17 protein-coding genes and 1 tRNA gene are annotated in these 19,002 nt (G+C 69.2%); 8 read left to right on the top strand and 10 right to left on the bottom strand.

Features of this window, described 5'->3' with window-relative positions; genetic code table 11:
• Positions 1-83: 83 nt before the first annotated feature.
• From ABD732_RS12030 to ABD732_RS12005, 6 genes are all read right to left on the bottom strand, one after another.
• Complete coding sequence (locus ABD732_RS12030) at positions 84-428, bottom strand: helix-turn-helix domain-containing protein (RefSeq protein WP_344783969.1); 345 nt, start codon at positions 426-428, stop codon at positions 84-86.
• Complete coding sequence (locus ABD732_RS12025) at positions 425-589, bottom strand: hypothetical protein (protein ID WP_344783967.1); 165 nt, start codon at positions 587-589, stop codon at positions 425-427. Before ABD732_RS12025 ends, ABD732_RS12030 begins: the two co-directional genes overlap by 4 nt.
• On the bottom strand, positions 586-900 hold the full coding sequence (locus ABD732_RS12020) for a hypothetical protein (RefSeq protein ID WP_344783965.1): 315 nt from the start codon (positions 898-900) through the stop codon (positions 586-588). The genes ABD732_RS12025 and ABD732_RS12020 overlap by 4 nt, the downstream gene beginning before the upstream one ends.
• Positions 897-1,199 carry a hypothetical protein gene (locus tag ABD732_RS12015; RefSeq protein ID WP_344783963.1) on the bottom strand — a complete coding sequence of 101 codons (303 nt, stop codon included), beginning with the start codon at positions 1,197-1,199 and terminating at the stop codon, positions 897-899. Before ABD732_RS12015 ends, ABD732_RS12020 begins: the two co-directional genes overlap by 4 nt.
• Positions 1,196-2,002, bottom strand: a complete 807-nt coding sequence (locus ABD732_RS12010; protein WP_344783961.1) for a BRO family protein — start codon at positions 2,000-2,002, stop codon at positions 1,196-1,198. Before ABD732_RS12010 ends, ABD732_RS12015 begins: the two co-directional genes overlap by 4 nt.
• Before the next feature lie 77 nt (positions 2,003-2,079).
• Complete coding sequence (locus tag ABD732_RS12005) at positions 2,080-2,316, bottom strand: helix-turn-helix transcriptional regulator (protein ID WP_344783959.1); 237 nt, start codon at positions 2,314-2,316, stop codon at positions 2,080-2,082.
• 228 nt (positions 2,317-2,544) lie between these two features.
• Here ABD732_RS12005 and ABD732_RS12000 point away from each other — a divergent pair, with 228 nt between their 5' ends.
• The 6 genes from ABD732_RS12000 (at position 2,545) to ABD732_RS11975 (ending at position 7,320) form a co-directional block, all read left to right on the top strand.
• Positions 2,545-3,867, top strand: a complete 1,323-nt coding sequence (locus ABD732_RS12000) for a hypothetical protein (RefSeq protein ID WP_344783957.1) — start codon at positions 2,545-2,547, stop codon at positions 3,865-3,867.
• A 46-nt stretch (positions 3,868-3,913) separates the two neighbouring features.
• Positions 3,914-4,891, top strand: coding sequence for a hypothetical protein (locus ABD732_RS11995; protein WP_344783955.1), 978 nt, complete (start codon positions 3,914-3,916; stop codon positions 4,889-4,891).
• A 33-nt stretch (positions 4,892-4,924) separates the two neighbouring features.
• Entirely contained in the window at positions 4,925-5,461 is a 537-nt protein-coding gene (locus tag ABD732_RS11990) for a hypothetical protein (protein ID WP_344783953.1), read from the top strand.
• Positions 5,462-5,512: 51 nt separating this feature from the next.
• Positions 5,513-5,965: a hypothetical protein gene (locus ABD732_RS11985; RefSeq protein ID WP_344783951.1), complete on the top strand. Its 453-nt coding sequence runs from the start codon at positions 5,513-5,515 to the stop codon at positions 5,963-5,965.
• Positions 5,959-6,171, top strand: a complete 213-nt coding sequence (locus ABD732_RS11980) for a DUF3263 domain-containing protein (protein WP_344783949.1) — start codon at positions 5,959-5,961, stop codon at positions 6,169-6,171. Before ABD732_RS11985 ends, ABD732_RS11980 begins: the two co-directional genes overlap by 7 nt.
• 111 nt (positions 6,172-6,282) lie before the next feature.
• A complete protein-coding gene (locus ABD732_RS11975; protein ID WP_344783947.1) occupies positions 6,283-7,320 on the top strand; it encodes a site-specific integrase in 1,038 nt (345 codons plus the stop codon).
• 85 nt (positions 7,321-7,405) lie between these two features.
• On the opposite strand, the gene ABD732_RS11970 is transcribed toward ABD732_RS11975, so the two are convergent.
• Both ABD732_RS11970 and ABD732_RS11965 read right to left on the bottom strand, forming a co-directional pair.
• Positions 7,406-7,478: transfer RNA gene (locus ABD732_RS11970), tRNA-Lys, on the bottom strand.
• 118 nt (positions 7,479-7,596) lie between these two features.
• Positions 7,597-7,821: a DUF3618 domain-containing protein gene (locus tag ABD732_RS11965; RefSeq protein WP_344784119.1), complete on the bottom strand. Its 225-nt coding sequence runs from the start codon at positions 7,819-7,821 to the stop codon at positions 7,597-7,599.
• A 135-nt stretch (positions 7,822-7,956) separates the two neighbouring features.
• Between ABD732_RS11965 and bcp the strand changes: the two genes are divergently transcribed.
• Positions 7,957-8,430: a thioredoxin-dependent thiol peroxidase gene (gene bcp, locus ABD732_RS11960; RefSeq protein WP_344783945.1), complete on the top strand. Its 474-nt coding sequence runs from the start codon at positions 7,957-7,959 to the stop codon at positions 8,428-8,430.
• Between the two features lie 17 nt (positions 8,431-8,447).
• On the top strand, positions 8,448-9,080 hold the full coding sequence (locus ABD732_RS11955; RefSeq protein WP_344783943.1) for a TetR/AcrR family transcriptional regulator: 633 nt from the start codon (positions 8,448-8,450) through the stop codon (positions 9,078-9,080).
• Positions 9,081-9,117: 37 nt separating this feature from the next.
• Here ABD732_RS11955 and acpS read toward each other — a convergent pair whose 3' ends face one another.
• Positions 9,118-9,513 carry a holo-ACP synthase AcpS gene (gene acpS, locus ABD732_RS11950; protein WP_344783941.1) on the bottom strand — a complete coding sequence of 132 codons (396 nt, stop codon included), beginning with the start codon at positions 9,511-9,513 and terminating at the stop codon, positions 9,118-9,120.
• Positions 9,510-18,752, bottom strand: coding sequence for a fatty acid synthase subunit beta domain-containing protein (locus ABD732_RS11945; protein WP_344783938.1), 9,243 nt, complete (start codon positions 18,750-18,752; stop codon positions 9,510-9,512). The genes acpS and ABD732_RS11945 overlap by 4 nt, the downstream gene beginning before the upstream one ends.
• Between the last annotated feature and the right edge of the window lie 250 nt (positions 18,753-19,002).

The following is a 19,002-nucleotide window of genomic DNA, read 5'->3' as shown; positions in this document are numbered from 1 at the left end:
CTCGGCGAGCGGGTGAGGGATGGTCGGGAGTACGTCGAGCGGCTGCAGGCCGCACACCGATTGGAGGGACTGCCACAGGCGGGTCATGAGGCGTGCCCGGCGGCCGGGGTCACCTGTGCGGCAACGAGAATCCCGAGGAGCCGCACGACTTCACGGTGCGACTCGAGGAGGTCATCGAGGCGGCCGATCAGGTCAGGCTGCAGCACGGTGTCCCCGAGGACGTACGCCTTGAGGTCGGCGGTCGGGATGACGATCCGGGAGCCGATCCGCAGGACACGGATCGGGAACTCGCCGCGGTCGATCAGAGTGCGGACGTGCCGCTCGGACACCCCGAGCGCCCTGGCCGTCATCACGACGTCGCAGGTGACACCGAGCTTGTCCAGGTCCTCACGGGAGAACTGCGGCAGCGTCGCCGCGACCGCGGTCACGACAGGACCTCGACAATCACGTCGGCGGGCGACATTTCCACGCGCACACCATCGGCGGTGTAGGCGACGACCCGGCCACGCTTGTAGGAGTGGACCGATGTGATGCGGTCACCGACCAGAGGGTTGCGGGGTCTCGCACGAACAACAGGCAGCGGGATCACAGGGTCACCTCTCTGGCGAGCTCGCGGGCCGCGGCCCGGGTTTCGAGGACGTCCGCGTGCAGCGCGCGGAGACGCCGCTTCTCGTGGTCACAGGCTCGGATCGCAGTCGACAGGTGCCGGGCCACGTACTCGGCCGACTCGATCTCGAACGCGCGCTCGGCGTGCGCGGCACGCTCCTGCGCAGCCCGCACAATCCGGCGACGCAACTGCGCGGACGCGGACTCCTCCTGTTGGCCAGCCGCGTGTTCGCGGAGCGCCGATCGCAGAGCGGCGAGATCCTCGGACGGGATCAGCGGGGACAGAATCGTCATGACAGGTCACCGCTCCCGCAGCACCAGTGGGCGTCATCGAACTCGGCCAGTGCCGCCGACACCTCCAGATCACGGCAGGCATTGACCGTGGCGACGATCCGGGCGACGACATCCGCCGGCGCAACGTCGGCCGCGGCGGCGAGCTCGTCGTCGGTCAGCGTTATCCGGCCATCCCGGACCTCCATCCGCCGACCACATGAGCAGTGCGCCCCAGCAACGACGGGCGGTGCGAAACTCGCCCGGAACTCGAGTTCACCGAGGTGGCGGTCGACCTTTTCGAGAGCATCGAAGATCGTCATGCCGACTCCTCCCCCGTGATGAAGCGGATGGGTTCGGTGCCGCCCATCAGCTCGTGCAACTTCCCGATCCCCTTCGCGGTGACGCGGATCGTCGGGGCGGGCAGCTCGTACGCGCCGGTCTTGGAGTTGAGGAACGGCTTCGCCGGCTTCTCAACCAGGCGGCGGGTATCGACCGCGGTCTGATAGGCCTCCCAGCCGCCGCGGTGATTGCGTGACCGGAAGATCCATTTCGCCTCGGCCATGTACGCGAACAGCCGGTCCCGGCCCGTGGTGATCGACGGATCGCGGGAAAGGATCTTCGCCGCTTCGGCCACAGAGAAGTCTCCGCTCGCATCAGCCAGCAGCTGCCACGACTTCGCGGGTGCAGAGAGGAGCGCGATCTGCTGCTCGCGAGCCTCGATGATCTTCTGCGACTCGATGAGGGCCGCGGCGATCAACTCGGGACCTTCGAGTGCCGGCGCGACGTTGTAGCTGCCGGTGCGGCGGATCTCCGGGAGAACGGTGCCGGTGAGCCAGCGCCGGAAGGTGACGGCTTCGGGCTTGTCGCTGCGAAGGATGACCTCGTACATGCCCGGCTCGGACACGATGGTCATACTCTGCGTTCCGCCCGCAGTGTGGAGGGTGTGCGTCTGGCGCACACCCTCGTCCAGTCGGGCAGCGAGGCGACCGGTCGCGGTGATCCCGAGCGCGCCGGCGAGGTCGGCGAGGACGAACCAGGGTTCGCCGTCGATGGTCACGACGCGGACCTGGGTGTCGTCGTCGTAGCGGAACAGCGCCGGGGCGCTGCTAGGCTGATCTTGCATTGAGACTCCTATCTCGATCTGGCCCTCGTCCTGTTGCAGCAGGCGGGGGCCGCTTTCATTTCGTATTGACACTTGGCTCATGAGGCATGTTCCACAACGGGCACGATTTCGTGCGCGATGAAGAGCTCGTCCCAGTTACGGCCAAGCCGAGCAGCCAGGGCCACCGCAAGGTCTTCGCTGATGGACCGGAGCTTCCCGGACTCGATCAAGTGGATCGTGTTCTGTGATCGCCGAACCAGGAACGCCAGTTCGCGTTGCGAGTACCGCTTCTCCTTCCGGCACCGGCGGATCACTGCGCCGTCTTTCACTTCCATCCAAACCTCCTTCCGTCGAGTTGGCGGCTTCGGACGTCGAACCCTTGTGGCGACCATCATGCACTCCAATCGTCGTTCTGACAACTGAATCATGTTCCATGTTCCAGCAGTTGTCAAGGTGACAAGCGGCTTGTGTGCCGCGTGACATGCGACTCTCGACCGGTAAGTTGTCAGACACGCCGTGATGGTGGGTAGTACAAGCAAACGACGACAGGCCAGGCTCAGGACATGGACAAACCATCCACGCTCGGAGAGCTGATCGACGCTGCTTCCAAGCGCCACAACGGAGCCTCAGGGAGGCGTCTTGCAGAACTCGCCCAGGAAGCCGGCTACTCACTCTCACACGCCACGATCAACCGCCTGCGGCGCGGAGACGTTGGCAAGATCAACCAGGCGACCATCGAAGCACTCGCTCACCTCGCCGCCGTCCCCCTCGAAGTCGTCATGGCGACCGCGGCGGGCGACACCGGCCCATCGCCTGAATCACTCGCGCGCGACTACTCGCGGATCCAGGCTGACCTACTCCGCGTCGCGTTCGACTACGCCAGGGCGCGCGGCATCAAGATCAACGAAGCCCGCGACGAACTCGAAGAAGTGCTTGTCATGTCCCACCAACTCAAGGACGGAAGACCCTGGACTCCGCCGTGGAACCCGGGCGAAGACTTCGAAGCGGAAGACACCCCATGGAAGGAGTCTTGGTGGCATACCCCGGCCGCTGCCGAGTACCAGCGGCGACGTGACCTCGCTCTGCGCGACCGTTACCTCGCCACAATGGCCGCTAAGGACGAGGCACAGGGAGCGCCGCGCAAAGCGCACGAAGAGCAGAAGACCCCGTTTACCCAGACCGGACGGCGGATCTCAGGTGTCGGTGAGAGTACCGGCGAGCAAGATGGCGAATCATACGAAGACCAGACCAGCGTCACAGTGCTCACCAACAGTGAGGATGGCCGGGAGGTGATAGCGCTGGTCCAAAGTCTCGCGACGACAGCCGGCACTGCCAGCGATATCCTTGCCAGGATCGCACGTGAAGACCAGCCCGAGTTGCCGGAATCGCTTGCGCCGTTGATCGCCGCATACTCCGAGATGATCCTCTCCGCAGAATCTATCTGGCGGCGCATCCAGATCGAAGTCGACCCGAATTCCGCCCCCGAGATTGTCGCAGCGGTCCAGGCGTCAGGTTCCATCATCAGCCGTGCTGGCGGCATTGCTGCGATGGCGATATCACTCGCGGCCCGAGCAACCCGACGAACCGACCCATCGCGAGCTGATCTCGCCCTGATCAAGGACCTAGAAGCCTTGGTTCTCAGCGCGGAGGCAGCTGTCCATGCACTCGACGCACACACTCCAATGCTTCAGCGGTTGAAGACCACCGCGCTCAGAGACGAAACGGACGCATCGCTACACGAGCTCCTCGACAGCAGGTCCCGGCAGTCGGGGTACGCGCTCGCCGCTCGTGATGTCGGCGGACTGTCGGAGCGGGAGCGTTTCGACGCGGCGCAGGATGTGGCGGCTGAGGCGCCGGATCCGGATGGGCCGGAGGACGGCGCGTGAGCAACCAACGTCACAACGAACAGGAGGGCAGATGCCCCGACGTACGATGACCGTCACCGAACTCTGGGCGCACCCTGTCGGCGACCGAAAGACCCGGATCGACCTCACCGACTTACCAGACGGACTCGACCTCCTGCACGCGTTCTACGGATTCGCGGCAGACGTCACCGCGGATCAACTCCTGCGCGACGAAACCGAGAGCTACGCAAACGTCGACGGCCTCGAAACGCACGGCCGATCGGCGACAGTCGCAGTCGACGTCGGCCAGTATGGGGAGAACGGCAAGATCACCGACGTCGAGACGATGGCCGAGAAGGACACTTACGACAGTGGCGACGCGATCTCAGTCGTCACGCACGGACTGTTCACCCTCCCCCGGGGCTCAACATCCGCGCTGGTCTTCGTCGAGCGCTCATCAAACCGGTCCGGCGTTCTCCGCCTACTCGACCTCTTCAGGCACAAGTTCCGTCTCGCCTACCCTGACCACATCCTCGAGGCGACATCTGTCGTCGAGTCCGAGGCCTGGCTCAAGTACGCCGACCTCACGAGAGTCAGTGCGTTCCGCCGCAAGCCGAGATCTGACCGGGCCGATCAGGGAGACGTTAAGGCGGCCTGGGGCGAACTCGCCCACACACTCGTGCCCGCAAGTGGCAATCGAACACTCCCGAGAGCCATCTACGACCAACTCACTGCCGGCGAGATCTCCGCTTCTGAGGTTCTCGGGTTTACCGAGTTCGAAGACACTACCGACGTCGAAGTCACCCTGGAGCGGAACGGACGCAAGAAGACGTTCGTCATCGGCCTCGAGAAGCGACCCACGTTGAGCTACGTCCTGTCCAACCACGGCGAAGAGCAGTGGTCCACCGATAGGATCCGGCAGTACGTCTTCGGCACCCACATCGAGGAGTTGTACCGTCGATGTGGGTTCACATGGGGCGCAACGGATTCTGTCGGCACCTGGACGGATGATGACCGGGACGTGAGACTAGAGGTGAGGGGCGGAGAACTCGAAGCGGCCGAGTAGCCCCGATCGACGCCGCGAGTGGAGGTGACGCATGTGAGCAGCAAGTTCAGCGTCCGCACCACCGTCTACGACCACTATCGGACGCTTGTCGATGTCAATTCGGAGAAGGTGCGCGCCCGTGACTTCGTTGTTGTGATCGGGGTGCCAGCCGCGCTAGGCGCGCTCGTCGGTGCGCTCATGGCATCGCGAGGCCTCCGCATGAAAGAGATCGGGGCATCCATAGGCGGGTTGGCAACCTTCACCGCCCTCCTATTCGGCTTGGTGATCTGGGTGTTCCAGCTGCGGATGCAGCTAGACAGAGATCCGCGCGTAGACCGCAAGGGTCCGCTCGTCACGCTGGTCAACGAACTCTTCGCGAACGTCAACTACGCCGTCCTGTGCGGTCTTCTGACGACCGTGCTCGCGATGATCGCGGCAGCGGCATCGAACAGCCAGGGCGTGAATGCCTGGTGGACCGGGGTCCTAGTCGCATTCGTGACGCACTTCGTGCTCACCGTGCTGATGTGCATCAAGCGAGTCGGGTCCGCATACCGACAGATCAACAAGTTGCCCCGAATGACACCGATGTAGTTCCTGGTCAGAGGCATTTTCTGTCGTAGGGTCCGCCTACCGTCCACGGGCATGAAGCGATGGCACCCCTGGCACTGGTTGCGTGACCACTACCCACATGTCTCCGTCGAGCACACTCCCCTGCCGCCTGGCCGGCGCGGCGCCGCACACGGTGACCTAATCTGGCTGCACGACCGCCTCACACAGGCCGAGCGGCGGACGACGCTCACGCACGAGCTGATCCACTTCGAGCGCCGCGGCCGCGAACACCCGCACCCGGCCGTCGAGGAACAGATCGTCGAGGCCGAGACCGCGCGGCGGATGATCCCGCTGCGGCAGCTGTGCGACGCGTTCGCGTGGCTGCGCCACCCCGACGCCGGCGCGCTCGCCGAACACCTCTGGGTCGACCAGGCCCTCGTGCACGCCCGCATGGAGAACCTGGATCCGCTCGAGGTCGCGCAGATCGAGCACGCCTGCGACGGCGACTGGTCATGGAGCGTTCCGCACGGGGAGTCGGCATGCTGAGCACCGAAGAACAAGCCATCCTCGACATTGCTGGGGCACAATGGCGTCAGGCCGGACACCAGGCCGCCGCGATCAGCGAGCGCCTCGGGATGACGCCCACACGCTACTACCAGCGCCTGAATCATCTTCTCGATCGTGAAGACGCCCTCGTCCACGATCCGATCCTCGTGCACCGGCTACGCCGCCTACGCACGCGACACCACTAGGAAACGATGGCACGACCACCCCTCCCCCTCGGCTCGTGGGGGAAGATCAACCGCACCCAACTCGAGGACGGCAGGTGGCGGGCACGCGCCCGATACCGCGACTACGACGGCGTGACCCGCAGCGTCGAGCGCTACGCCACCTCTGGCGCGAAAGCCGAACGCGCACTCACCACGGCCCTCACGGAACGCTCCCGGGTGCACGGTAGCGACGACATCAGCGCCGACACCCTCCTGGCCGATCTCGCGCAGGCGTGGCTTGCGCGCCGGCGCAAGGACGATCTGGCCGAATCGTCACTGGCCTTGTACGAGCAGACCGTCACCACCCACATCACCCCGGCCCTGGGGAAGGTGCGTGTCAGGGAGGCCACCGTGGGGCTCCTCGAACGGTTCCTGGACACCAAGACCGGCAGTGTCGCCAAGCGCTGCCGAATCGTGCTGGTGGGCATGATGATGCTGGCGGTGCAGCACGGCGCCATCGAACGCAACCCCGTGCGGGAGACCACGCCCCGTAAGTCGGCGGGGAAGGCGCCCCGTGCGCTCACCGCCGACGAGCTGGCGATCCTGCGGGGCCGGATCGCGGCCTACTCGGGCAGCAATGGTCATGGCCCGCCCCGCGCGGCCGATCTGCCGGACCTGTTCGAGGTATTCCTCGGCGTCGGCGGACGCATCGCGGAGATGTTGCCGGCACAGTGGTCGGATCTTGCGTTGGCGGAGCCGCCGACATTGACACTGCACCGCACGAAGGGCGGCGACAACGATCTGGTGGTGGTGCTGCCGGCGTTCGCTGTTGCCGCGCTGCGCCGGCAGAAGGCGCGGGATCTGCCCAGCGGGCTGATCTTCCCGTCCCGGGCAGGTACACCCCGGTCCCCGGCGAACGTGCGCAGGCAGCTCCGTGAGGCCCGTCAGAACGTCGTCCTGGACGCCCAGGGCAACGCTGACGGCCCGGCCGACATGTTCGACTGGGTGACACCTCACACCCTGCGGCGCACGGTCGGCACGGTCGTGGCGGACGAGTACGGCACGGAGGTCGCGGCCGAGCAGTTGGGAAACACGCGGGAGGTGCTGGAGCGGCACTACCGGGAGCGGCGGGCGCAGGCACGGGATGTGACCTCAGCGCTGGACACGTTGGCACCGGTGCGGGTGGTCTGATTCGTTTCCGGTGGGTTTCCGGTGGGTCGACCCGAGCATACGAAAGAACCCCCTCCCGCCATTGCTGGTGAGAGGGGGTTTTACGTGCGCCATCAGGGACTCGAACCCCGAACCCGCTGATTAAGAGTCAGCTGCTCTGCCAATTGAGCTAATGGCGCTTGGCCTTGCGAGAAGAAACAGTAACAGGCGATCTGCGAACATGAGAAATCGGCAGGTCAGCCGGGCCGAACCAAGGGCACGACCGCAGCGAAGGCTGCGGTCGCGGGCCCCCAGCTACTACTTCTTCACGATCTTGGTGACCACCAGAGCGACCGCGAGACCTCCGACACCGATCAGCGTGAACTTGACCGGCGGGGAGGACAGCACGGCGAGCGCTTTGGTCTTGGCATCGCCGACGAGCCGCTGCGGGTTCGCGCGCTCGGCCAGCTGATCCAGCGTCGTCGCGAGCTCCTCGCGCGCCTGCGCGATCTCCTTCTCGATGCGTTCGGTGTCGTCGGCCACGCGGTACCTCCACAGTTCGTCGTTCCGCAGGCCTGACGCCTGCACCGCATCGAGACTACCCAGCGGGGATCACCGGCGGAACTCCGGCGGCACCACTGCGCTCCCCCGGCCTCGCGGTCGGGCTAGGGTGAAGTCATGGCTGCCAACAGTCGACTCGAGGTCGGCGACACCGCTCCCCCGTTCACTCTGACCGACGCAGACGGCGGAACGGTCTCCCTCTCCGACTACGCCGGACGCCAGGTGATCGTGTACTTCTACCCGGCCGCCATGACGCCCGGGTGCACCAAGGAGGCCTGCGACTTCCGCGACAACCTGGCCGAGTTGAACGAGGCGGGTGTGGCGGTGGTCGGCATCTCGCCCGACAAGCCGGAGAAGCTGGCCAAGTTCGTGGCCCGCGACGAGCTGAACTTCCCGCTCCTGTCCGACCCGGACAAGGAGGTCATGCTGGCCTACGGCGCCTACGGGGAGAAGAAGCTGTACGGCAAGGTGGTCACCGGCGTGATCCGCTCGACCTTCCTGGTCGACGCCGACGGCACCATCGCCGCGGCCCAGTACAACGTGCGCGCCACCGGTCACGTCGCCAAGCTGCGCCGCGACCTGTCCCTATAGATCGCCGCGCCCCACCGATGTCCGGTCCCACCTCCACCGAGCCGCTGGTCCCCCGCAAGCGGCCCGCCCAGGAACGCAGCCGCCGCAAATTCGAGGACATCCTCACCGCGGCCCGCGAGGTCCTCATCGACGACGGCTTCGACTCGCTCACCTGCGAGCAGGTGGCCACCCGCGCCGACGTGCCGATCGGCACGCTCTACCAGTACTTCGCCAACAAGTACGTGATCGTCTGCGAGCTCGATCGCGTCGACACCGCGGGCGTCCGGGACGAGTTGACCGCCTTCTCCGAGGAGATCCCCTCGCTGGAATGGCCTGCACTGCTGGAGAAGTTCCTCGACCACCTCGCCGCGCTCTGGCGCACCGATCCGTCGCGACGGGCGGTCTGGCTGGCCGTGCAGTCCACGCCGGCCACCCGCCTGACCGCCTCCCTCAACGAGAAGATCCTGGCCGAACAGGTCGCCCGTCTGCTCGCACCGCTGACCCCCACCCAGCGGGACCGCCGGGCGGTCATGGCACAGGTACTGGTGCACACCGCGTTCTCACTGCTCAGCTTCTCCGTGCAGGACGGGCACGACCACGACCAGACCGTCCAGGAACTCAAGCGCATGCTGGCCGGATACCTGCTGCTGGAAGAGACCGCCGGCGGCTGAATCAGCCACCGGCGGTCGGTTCCGTGCAGTCAGACGGCTAGTCGTCGTCCTCCAGGATCGCGACCGCGGCGGCGGTGTTGCCGTCGTGGGTCAGCGACAGGTGGATCCGGACGTTCGCCAGGTACCTCGCCAGGTCGCCGTGCAGACGCGCCTTGGGGCGTCCCCAGTTGTCCGAGACGATCTCGACGTCGTTCATCGCGGTCTCCGGAAGTACCGGCGACTGCGCGAAACGGCTGGACGACCACGCCTTGATGACCGCCTCGCGGGCCGCCCACCGCGCCGCCAGATGCTGCGCCTCGTCACCGGTGCGCGCCGCCGCGTCGCGGCGCTCACCGGTGCGGAAGCTCACCAGCATGGTGGACCCGGGCTGCTCCAACTGCTCGGCGAAGGCCGGGACGTCGACCACGTCGATCCCGATTCCGATCACGCTCACCGGTAGGCCCCCTCGGTGTCGAGGCGGACCTGCGGATCCAGCAGCACGGCGGCTTCGGCATCGTGCTCATCGACGGCCTCGTCGAACCGGCGGTTCGGCGGGCGCTGGTACGCCGGCTCCTGGCCGCACATGGCGGCCAGCAGACGCTGACGGCCGTCGCGCAGACGCTGCGCGGCGCGCTCCCGATACTCTTCGCGCTGCTCGTCCGGCAGCGACGCGATGAACGCCTCCGGATGGACGACGGCGATCAGACCGGACACGTGCCCGAAGCCGAGGCTGGTCAGCAGACCGGCCTTGAGCGGGAACCGCTCGCCCATCGCCAGCGGCTCGCGCGCCCACACCAGATGCGGGTACTCGGCCATCTTGTCGTCGACGCAGTCCAGGCTGCGGTTGGGCGGAATCACGCCGTCCCGCAACACCTGGCAGAGCCCGATCAGCTGGAAGGCGGCCGCACCGCCCTTGGCGTGACCGGTCAGCGACTTCTGCGAGACCACGAACAGCGGCGCACCACTGTTGCGGCCGATCGCCGAGGCGAGGCGTTCGTGCAGCTCCGACTCGTTCGGGTCGTTGGCCCGCGTCGAGGTGTCGTGCTTGGACACCACCGCGACCTCGTCGGGGGTGACGCCCAGCGCGGCCAGCGAGCTCGCCAGCGGCGAGTCCGCCGCACCGCGGGCGGCGCCCAGCGCGCCCAGCCCCGGAGCCGGGATCGAGGTGTGGACGCCGTCGCCGAAGCTCTGCGCCCAGGCCACCACGCCGAGGACCGGAAGGCCCATCTGCGCGGCCACGTCACCGCGGGCCAGCAGCACGGTGCCGCCGCCCGCCGATTCGACGAAGCCGCCGCGGCGCCGGTCGTTGGCGCGGGAGAAGCGGCGCTCGTCGATGCCCTTGGCGCTCATCGCCGCCGAGTCGGCGGTCGCCGACATGTCGCCGAAGCCGACGATCCCCTCGATACCGAGGTCGTCGAAGCCGCCGGCCACGGAGAACAGCGCCTTGCCCAGCCGGATCTTGTCGACGCCCTCTTCCACCGAGACCGCCGCCGTCGCGCAGGCCGCGACCGGGTGGATCATGGCGCCGTAGCTGCCGATGTACGACTGGACCACGTGCGCGGCCACCACGTTCGGCAGGGCTTCCTGCAGGATGTCGTTCGCCTTGGACTCACCCAGCAGGGTGTCGACGTACAGCGACCGCATGGAGGTCATGCCGCCCATGCCGGTGCCCTGCGTGTTGGCGACCAGACCCGGGTGGACCCAGCGCATCAGCTCCGACGGCGAGAAGCCGGCCGTCAGGAAGGCGTCGACGGTGGCCACCAGGTTCCACAGCGCGACGCGGTCCACCGACTCGGCCATGTCGGGCGAGACGCCCCATCGGACCGGGTCGAAGCCGGTCGGGATCTGGCCGCCGACGGTGCGCGAGAGCTCGAAGCGCCGCGGCACCCGGATCTCGGTGCCCGCCAGGCGGGTGACCGTCCAGTCGCCGGTGTCGGCGTTGGGTGCCACGCGGGTGCGCTCCGGGTCGGCGGCGGCGAAGGCACGGGCCTGTGCCTCCGTCGGCACCGCGAAGCTCAGGTCCTCGTCGAGGAAGACCGACTCGAGCAGCGGCGCCGCCCCGTCGACCATCGCCCCCTCGTCGGCGTAGCGGCGGATGCCGCAGCGCTCGAGGACCGCGTCGTGGTAGCGCTCGGCGATGTCGGCCTCGTCGACCGGGTCGCCGGACTCCACGTCGTACCAGCCGGGCTTGGGCGCGGTGTCCCAGGTGACCAGTCCGGTGCTCCATGCGAGCTCGAGAACGCCTGCGGCCGAGAGCTTCTCGTCCACCTCCATCTCGAAGCGGGTGCGCGACGAGCCGTACGGCCCCACTTCTCCGGCGCCGACGATCACCACCAGATCCTCCGGTCGCGCGTCCAGCTCGGCCCAGTCGATGCGGTGCCCCAGCTCGGCACGGGCCGGTGCGGACAGCGCCGCCACGCGGACGGCGTCGTCCTCGGAATCGGCCGGTGCCTCGTCGTCGGCAGCCGAGGCGGCCTGCGCCTGCTCGGCGAGCGCCTTCAGGTCGATGGATCCGGCGTCGAGGCCGGCCGTGAAGTCGGCCACCACCGGTGCGGTCTTCGCCGCAGTCCGCTGCTCGGGCGAGCACAGGCCGAGCAGTTCGCCGGCCATCTCCTCGGTGCTCCACGTGCGGACCCCGGCGGCTTCCACCGTGTCGACCATGACGTCGTTGGCGCCCATCAGCCCGGTGCCGCGCACCCAGCCGATCAGGGCGTGCGCCAGGCTGGTGCGGCCCTTCCAGGAGTCCTCGGCCTTCCAGCGAGTGACCAGCGCGTCGAGCGCCGCCTTGGCTTCGCCGTAGGCACCGTCACCGCCGAACATGCCGCGGTTGGGCGAGCCGGGCAGCACCACGTGCAGCCGGGCCGAGATGTCGTGGTCGGCGCCGATGGCGGACAGACCGCCGATCAGGCGCTCCACCGACCACAGCAGCACCTTCATCTCCAGCTCGGCGCGCGGGCCGGCGTCGGTGAGGTCACCGGCCATCCGCGGTGCGGCGAACGGGAACAGCAGGCTGGGCCGCATGACCGGCTTGATCACCGCGGTGGAGGCACCGAGGTTCTCGGTCTGCTCGCTGCCCAGCCACTCCACCAGCGCGTCGACGTCGGCGTAGGAGGCCATGTTGGCCGGCACCACCCAGAGGGCCGCGCCGGTGCGGGCGTGCTCGCGGTAGAGCTTCTTGTAGAAGGCCAGCCGCGCACCGTCCAGGCGCGAGGTGGTGGCCACCACGGTGGCGCCGCCGGCCAGCAGGCCGCCCACCACGGCGGCGGCGATCGAACCGGCGGAGGCGCCGGTCACCACGGCGATGTCGCCGGCGTACTCCCCGGGCCGATCGTCCTCGGCGGCCGCCGCGACATCCGCGTACAGGCGCGCATGGACCGGCTGGCCGGAGGCCAGTGCCTTGCCCTGCCACCAGGTCGCGTGCTCGGCCACGGTCTCACCGGTGGCGGCGAACCGGGCGACGATGGTCTCGTAGTCGGTCTCCAGGGCGTCGGCATCGCTGAGCCACAGGTTCGCGAGATCCTCGCGGGCGGTGGCCCACCGGTCGTCGATCAGGACCGCGCGCTCGGGGTCGAAGGCCGGTGCGACGGTGCGCTGCCAGTCCGAACCCAGTTCGGCGCTGACCCGCTCGGCGAGCAGCCCCGCGTCGGGGTCGGTTTCGGGAGCGGACTCGACCTCGGCCAGCCCCAACTTGGCCAGCACGGTCTGCGCCGCCGCGGCCAGGACACCGTCGGGGCCGGTCACCTGCTCGGCGAACTCGCCGAGCGCGGCCGCGTCAACCGCGGCCCCGCCGGCCGAGGCGGCCACCGGGAGTTCCACGGTGATGCCGCGGGCCCGGCCGATACCGCGCACGGCGCGGTCGATCACCGCGTCGAGCGCCTCGGTGTTGGTCACCGGGCCCTCGAGCAGGTCGCCCAGCTCGCCGCCGCGCACGCTGGCCCCGTCACGGGTGCCCAGCGCCAGGGCGACGACGGTGTGCAGCGCCCAGCCGGAGCCGAGCTGCCAGTCACCGGTCACCCGGTCGGTGACGTAGGACTGGCGCTTGCCCAGCGGGCCGGCCACCTTGCGCAGCTGGTCGCCGACCGCGTCGGAGAGGACGTCGCCGAGCGGCCGGTAGCCGCGGGCCAGCGAATCGACGGTGGTCGACAGGGCGGTCATGTCCGCCTCGGCGGCGCCGTCGATCGCACCGAGTCCCAGCTCGGCGCCGACGTCCAGCAGCAGCTGGTTGCGGCGCGAGGAGACGCCGTCGCACAGCGCCTCGATGGTGTCGACGGCGCCGATCTGGTCGGTGCGCATCTTGGTCCACAGGGCGATCACCGCGCGGACCGCGTCGGTCGGGCCGAAGGCGATGTCGTCCGGTCGCGGGCCGGCGGCGGCCGCCGTCGGAGCAGGCGCCGGAGCGGTCGCTGCCGCGGGTGCGGCGGCCGGAGCGTCGGCCGCGGGGGCCGGCGCCTCGGTCTCCTCGGGCTCGGGCTCGGCGCCCGCGTCCTGCCCGGTCAGCAGATCGGCGTCGGACTCGGCGTTGACCACCTCGGTGGCCGCGGCCGCGTAACCGGGCAGCTTCAGCGTGTTGCGGGCCAGGCCGCTCAGCGTGGGCGCGCTCTTGACGCCCACCTCCACGAAGCGCTGGGCGCCCAGGCCGCCGTGATCGGGGGCCGAGAACAGCAGATCCTGGGTCTCGATCCAGCGCACCGGGCTGGCGAACTGCCAGGCCAGAAGCTCGATCAGGAGCACGCGCGTCAGCTCGGCCGGACGCTGCGACCAGGAGTCCCAGTCGGCCAGCACGGCGTTCAGCGGCTCGGAGGGAACCAGATCGGCGATCTCCTGCACAAAGCTGCGGTCCAGCGTGAACAGGCGCGGCACCAGGTTCGGAATGTAGCGGCCGACCAGGATCTCCGGGTCGATGTCGGAGGGCAGCAGATCTTCCAGCTTGCCGCGGAACTCGGGCACCCCCGCCCGCAGCACGGTGGAGTGGAACGGCACGTCGATGCCGGGCACCAGGATGAAGGCGCGCTTGCCGCCGAACTCGGCGACGCGGCGCTCGATCTCGGTCTCCAGGTGCTCCAGACCGCGCACGGTACCGGCGATCGCGTACTGCGAACCCAGGAGGTTCAGGTTGACCACCTCGAGGTATTCGCCGACCTCGTCACCGATTCCGGAGACGAAGGCGGTGACGTCGTCGTCGGCGAGCCCGAACTGGCTCGGCCGGATCGCCGCCATGCGGTAGTCGCTGCGCCCCTGCTCATCGCGCGGCACCAGGTGGTGCATCGCCGAGCCGCGCTGGAAGACCACCTCGAGGACCGCCTCGAGCGGCAGCACCCCGGCACACGCGGCCAGGGCGTTGTACTCGCCGACCGAGTGGCCGCAGGTGATCGCCCCGTCGACGAAGCCGCCGGCTTCGCGCAGCTCGGCGACCTGCGCCACGCCCAGCGTCGCCATCGCGACCTGGGTGAACTGCGTCAGGAACAGCACGCCGTCGGGATGGTGGTAGGTGACCGGGTCCTCGCCCGGGGCACCGGCGACCAGCGTCGTCGGGTTGTCGCGCACCACGGCCAGGATGGAGAAGCCCAGGGCCTCGCGGGTGTGTGCGTCGGCGCGGTCCCAGACCTCGCGGGCGGCCTTGCTACGCGAGCGGGCCTCCAGGCCCATGCCCTTGCTCTGGATGCCCTGGCCGGGGAAGGCGTAGACGGTGCGGGGCGCGTCCAGCAGGGCCGTCGCCGCCATCACCAGGTCGTCGCCCACCTTCGCGGTCACCTCGACCACGTCGCGACCGGCGTCGATGCCGACCCGGTCGACGCGCACGGTGATCTGGTCACCCAGGCGCACCATGCCCAAGAAGCGTGCCGTCCAGCCGCGCAGCGCACGCGGCGAGGGCACCGGGTTATCCCGGTCGGCGGCGGTGAGGACCTGCTGCGCGGCGGCCGAGAGCCACATGCCGTGCACGATCGGGTCGCCGAGGCCGGCGAGCTTGGCGGCCAGCGAGTCGGTGTGGATCGGGTTGCGGTCGCCGGAGACGACGGCGAAGCCGGTCATCTTGTCCGGTGCGGTGATCGTGGCGGTCCGTACGTGCTTGCGGGTGCCGGTGCGCTCGTCGTCGAGGGCACCGCCGGCGCGCACCGGATCGGTCAGCTCGGCGTCGCCGCTGCGGCCCCGGATCGCGAACCGCTCGTGCAGGGTGGCGACCGGGGCGTCGCCGGCGCGCACGTCGACGTCCACCTCCACCACGCGACCCACACCGGCGTCGAAGACCTCGCCCAGACGGGCGGTGACGCTCAGGTCGGTGTCGTGCGCGGGGATCTCACCGGTCAGTTCGACGGCGTGATCGAGGTGGACCAGGTCGAGCAGACCCTCCACCACGGGCACACCGTCCTCGGTGGTGGCGGCGCCCAGGACGCTGAAGACGGCCGGCCAGCAGGCCACCACCAGCGTGTCGGGCAGGGCGAAGCCCAGCGGCACGGCCGGGGTGACCGGGGCGAACTGCCGCGGCAGGCTGCCCGCGGTGGCGCCGCTGTGATCGGCGACCGAGTCGGCGATCCAGGGCACGGTGGCGGTCGCCGCACCTGCGGCGACGTCGGCGAGGGTGCCGCCGGCGGCCACGGTGAGCAACTCCCGCATCGCGGTGGCGGCCTCGGTGACGCCCACCCTCGGCACGGCGCCGTCCAGGCAGCTGCCGTCGACGGTCAGCGGGATGGTGACGGTGGTGCCCGAGACGGGCACGGTCAGTTCGAAGGAGGCCGGGTAGATGCCGTCCTCGGAGAGCATGGTCAGGCGGGCGCCGGTCGGGCCGTGGTCGGCCACCTGGCCGTCGTAGACCTCCCAGCAGTCCAGGTCGCCCAACTGGGCGATCGGATTGGTGACGATCCGTCCGGCCCAGGAGACGTCGACCGACTCCAGCAGCATGGTGATGGGGCCCGCCGAGGGCACCTCACCGGTGCGGCGGCGCGCATCGGCCGGCCAGGAGTGCTCACCGCTGGTGCGCAGACGGTCGACCACGTGGCTCTCGAAACGGTTCAGCAGGTCCCCGACCGGCTCGTCCACCTCGGTGATGCCGGCTACGGCGACGGGCCCCGGAATGACGCAGACCTCGTCGGCGGAGTAGCGCGGATCGTGCGCCTGCCAGAGCGAGTCGCTGCGCCACCAGCGGCGGACGTCCTTGTCGATCACCGGGACGAAGTTCACCGGCTTGCCCGGGGTGCGGCACAGCTCCAGGAAGAAGGCCACGTCGGCCGGGTGCAGGATGTCGGTGTCGATCTCCGGGTGCTCGGCGCCCAGCGTCTCGATCGCGGCGTGCGGGTTCTCGAGGTCGCCGTCGAACAGCGAGACGAAGGTGCCCGAGTCCAGCGGATGCATGCGGGCCTCGGTGCGCTGCAGCATGTCGGTGAAACGCTGAGCCCACGTGACGTCGGCCCACGGCAGCGGCGACTGCGCGTCGTCGCCGACCGCGAGATCGGCGTAGCGGGTGAGCCACTGGCGATAGGTCATGGCGTCCACGTCGCCGAAGTACGGCTTGGCGGTGCCGGCCATCGCCGCGATGATCTCGTCGCGGCGCTCGGCGACGGCGTCGGCGTCGCCGGCCACCTCGTCGAGCAGCCGGCCGCACCGGGACGCGGTGTTGTCGATCTCATGGATGTCGGCGCCCAGTTGGCTGCGCCCGGACGCCATGCCGGCCTCGCTGTGGCCGGCGCCGATCCAGTCCTCGCAACCGCGGGTCTGCGCCAGCAGCTTCTTCACCTCGGGCGCCGTGGTGGCCTCGAGGGTGGCCATGGCGGCGGTGCCGATCAGGATGCCGTCCAGCGGCATCAGCGGGTAGCCGTGGCGCGCGGACCACTCGCCGGTGAGGTAGTCCGCGGCACGCTCGGGGGTGCCGATCCCGCCGCCGACGCAGACCACCACGTTCGGGCGGTCGCGCAGTTCGCCGTAGGTGGCCAGGAGCAGGTCGTCGAGGTCTTCCCACGAGTGGTGACCGCCGGCGCGCCCGCCTTCCACCTGCACGATGATCGGGAACTCCGGGACCTCGTTGGCGATGCGGATCACCGAGCGGATCTGCTCGATGGTGCCGGGCTTGAAGGCCACGTAGTGCAGCTGGGCCTCATTCAGCTCGCCGACCAGGTCGACGGCCTCCTCCAGTTCGGGGATGCCCGCGGTGATGATGACGCCGTCGATGGGCGCCCCCGCCGCGCGGGCCTTCTGCACCAGGCGCTTGCCGCCCAGCTGCAGCTTCCACAGGTACGGGTCCAGGAACAGCGAGTTGAACTGGACCTCGCGGCCCGGCTCCAGCAGCTGCGTGAGCCGGGCCAGGTTGTCGGCGAAGATCGCCTCGGTCACCTGGCCGCCGCCGGCGAGCTCGGACCAGTGGCCGGCGTTGGCCGCGGCCGCGACGATCGCCGGGTCGACGGTGGTCGGGGTCATGCCGGCCAGCATCATCGGCGACCGGCCGGTGAGCCGGGTGAACGGGGTGTCGACCACGGTGCGGCCGTCGGGCAGTTCGGCCAGCCGCGGCGCATACAACGCCCACGGGGCGGAGATCTCCGGCACGTTGCCGGGGACGAACAGGTTGCGCTGACCGCCGCGGGTGGCGACGGGCACGGCGCCCAGTCCCTGGCCGCGCACCAGCGACGAGGACAGGCGGGTGGCGATCTCGGCGGGACCGAAGTCCAGCAGCCAGCGGGCACCGCTGGCGACCACCTCGGCCACCTCGGCCACCCAGTCGACGTGCTGGACCAGCACCGCATCGGCGTAGCGGTGCGCCAGCGCCGGGTCCAGGCCGCAGCGCTGCGCCCACTCGGTCACCAGGGCGATGCCCGGTGCCATGTCGGGGTGGTGGAAGGGCACCGTGGTCATCACGTTCTCGAAGACGGGGGCGAACGGCGAGCCGCCGGTCACCTTGCGCTTGATCTCGTCGGCCGACGCGACGGCCCGCTCCTCGCACAGCGCCTGGAAGGCGGCCAGGTGGCGCGGGGCACCGGAGAGCACCACCGCGCGACGGGAGTTGTTCACCGCGACGACCGGGGAACCGATCCGCTGATCGGTGGGCAGCCCGCCGAGGTACTGCGCCAGCAGCACCTCGACGTCCTGCGGCACCACCTGGGAGATCGACAGCATGGGCGAGGCATCGGCGGTGCCGGCCAGTCCACGCCGGCGCGCGGTCAGCGCGGCGGCCGCGCCGATCAGCTGGGCCAGGGCGAGCAGCTGCGCATCCTCGACGTCGCGCAACCGGCCGTCGACGGCCAGCGCCTCGGTGGCGAGCACGCCTTGCGAATGGCCGACCACCGCGATCGGCGGCACGGCCGCGGTGTCCAGGCCCTGCTTGGCGACCGAAGCGATGGTCGCCAACTGGCTCAGCAGCACGCCGGGCAGCGACACGGTGACCTCGGCGAGGTCGGCGTCGCTGGGGACGGCGGCGTCCTCATCGAGTGCCCGCAGCCACGCGATGGGTTCGAAGGGCCGCACACCGGCCCGGGCCAAGTCGTCGGCGATCGGCGCCAGCAGGGTCGCGGCGTCGTCGATCACCTTCGTCATCGACTCTTCGAGGTCGGCGTCGATCACCACTTCGGTGAACGTCGGCAGCCAGGCCCCACCCTGACCGCCGAAGCTGACGGCGTAAGCCTCCCCCTGATTGAGACGGTCGAGCAGACTCGGTTCCGGTGCGGCAGATCGGTCGTTACGCGAGCGGGAACGAAACTGGTCGAGGGTCACAGGCTCTCCTGAAAAGTGCATGGTCGAGGCGGTCGGCGAGAATTCGCAGAACGACGTCCATGATGACACTCGAATATGAGGCTTTCCTCATGTTTGGCCCCGACTGAGGCGTATACCCGCTGGTAGAACCGCGAGTAACCGGCGTGGCCAGCGATTTCAGGTCCACAGAAACCGTTATTGATTCGTTATAATCACCATGCGCGGCTCGCGTGACCGGTCCCACACCCCCGGCGGTTCGCCTATTTGGGTG

Source organism: Gordonia caeni, from assembly GCF_039537105.1.
Lineage (GTDB): Bacteria > Actinomycetota > Actinomycetes > Mycobacteriales > Mycobacteriaceae > Gordonia > Gordonia caeni.
This window is presented reverse-complemented; position numbering and strand designations above follow the sequence as displayed.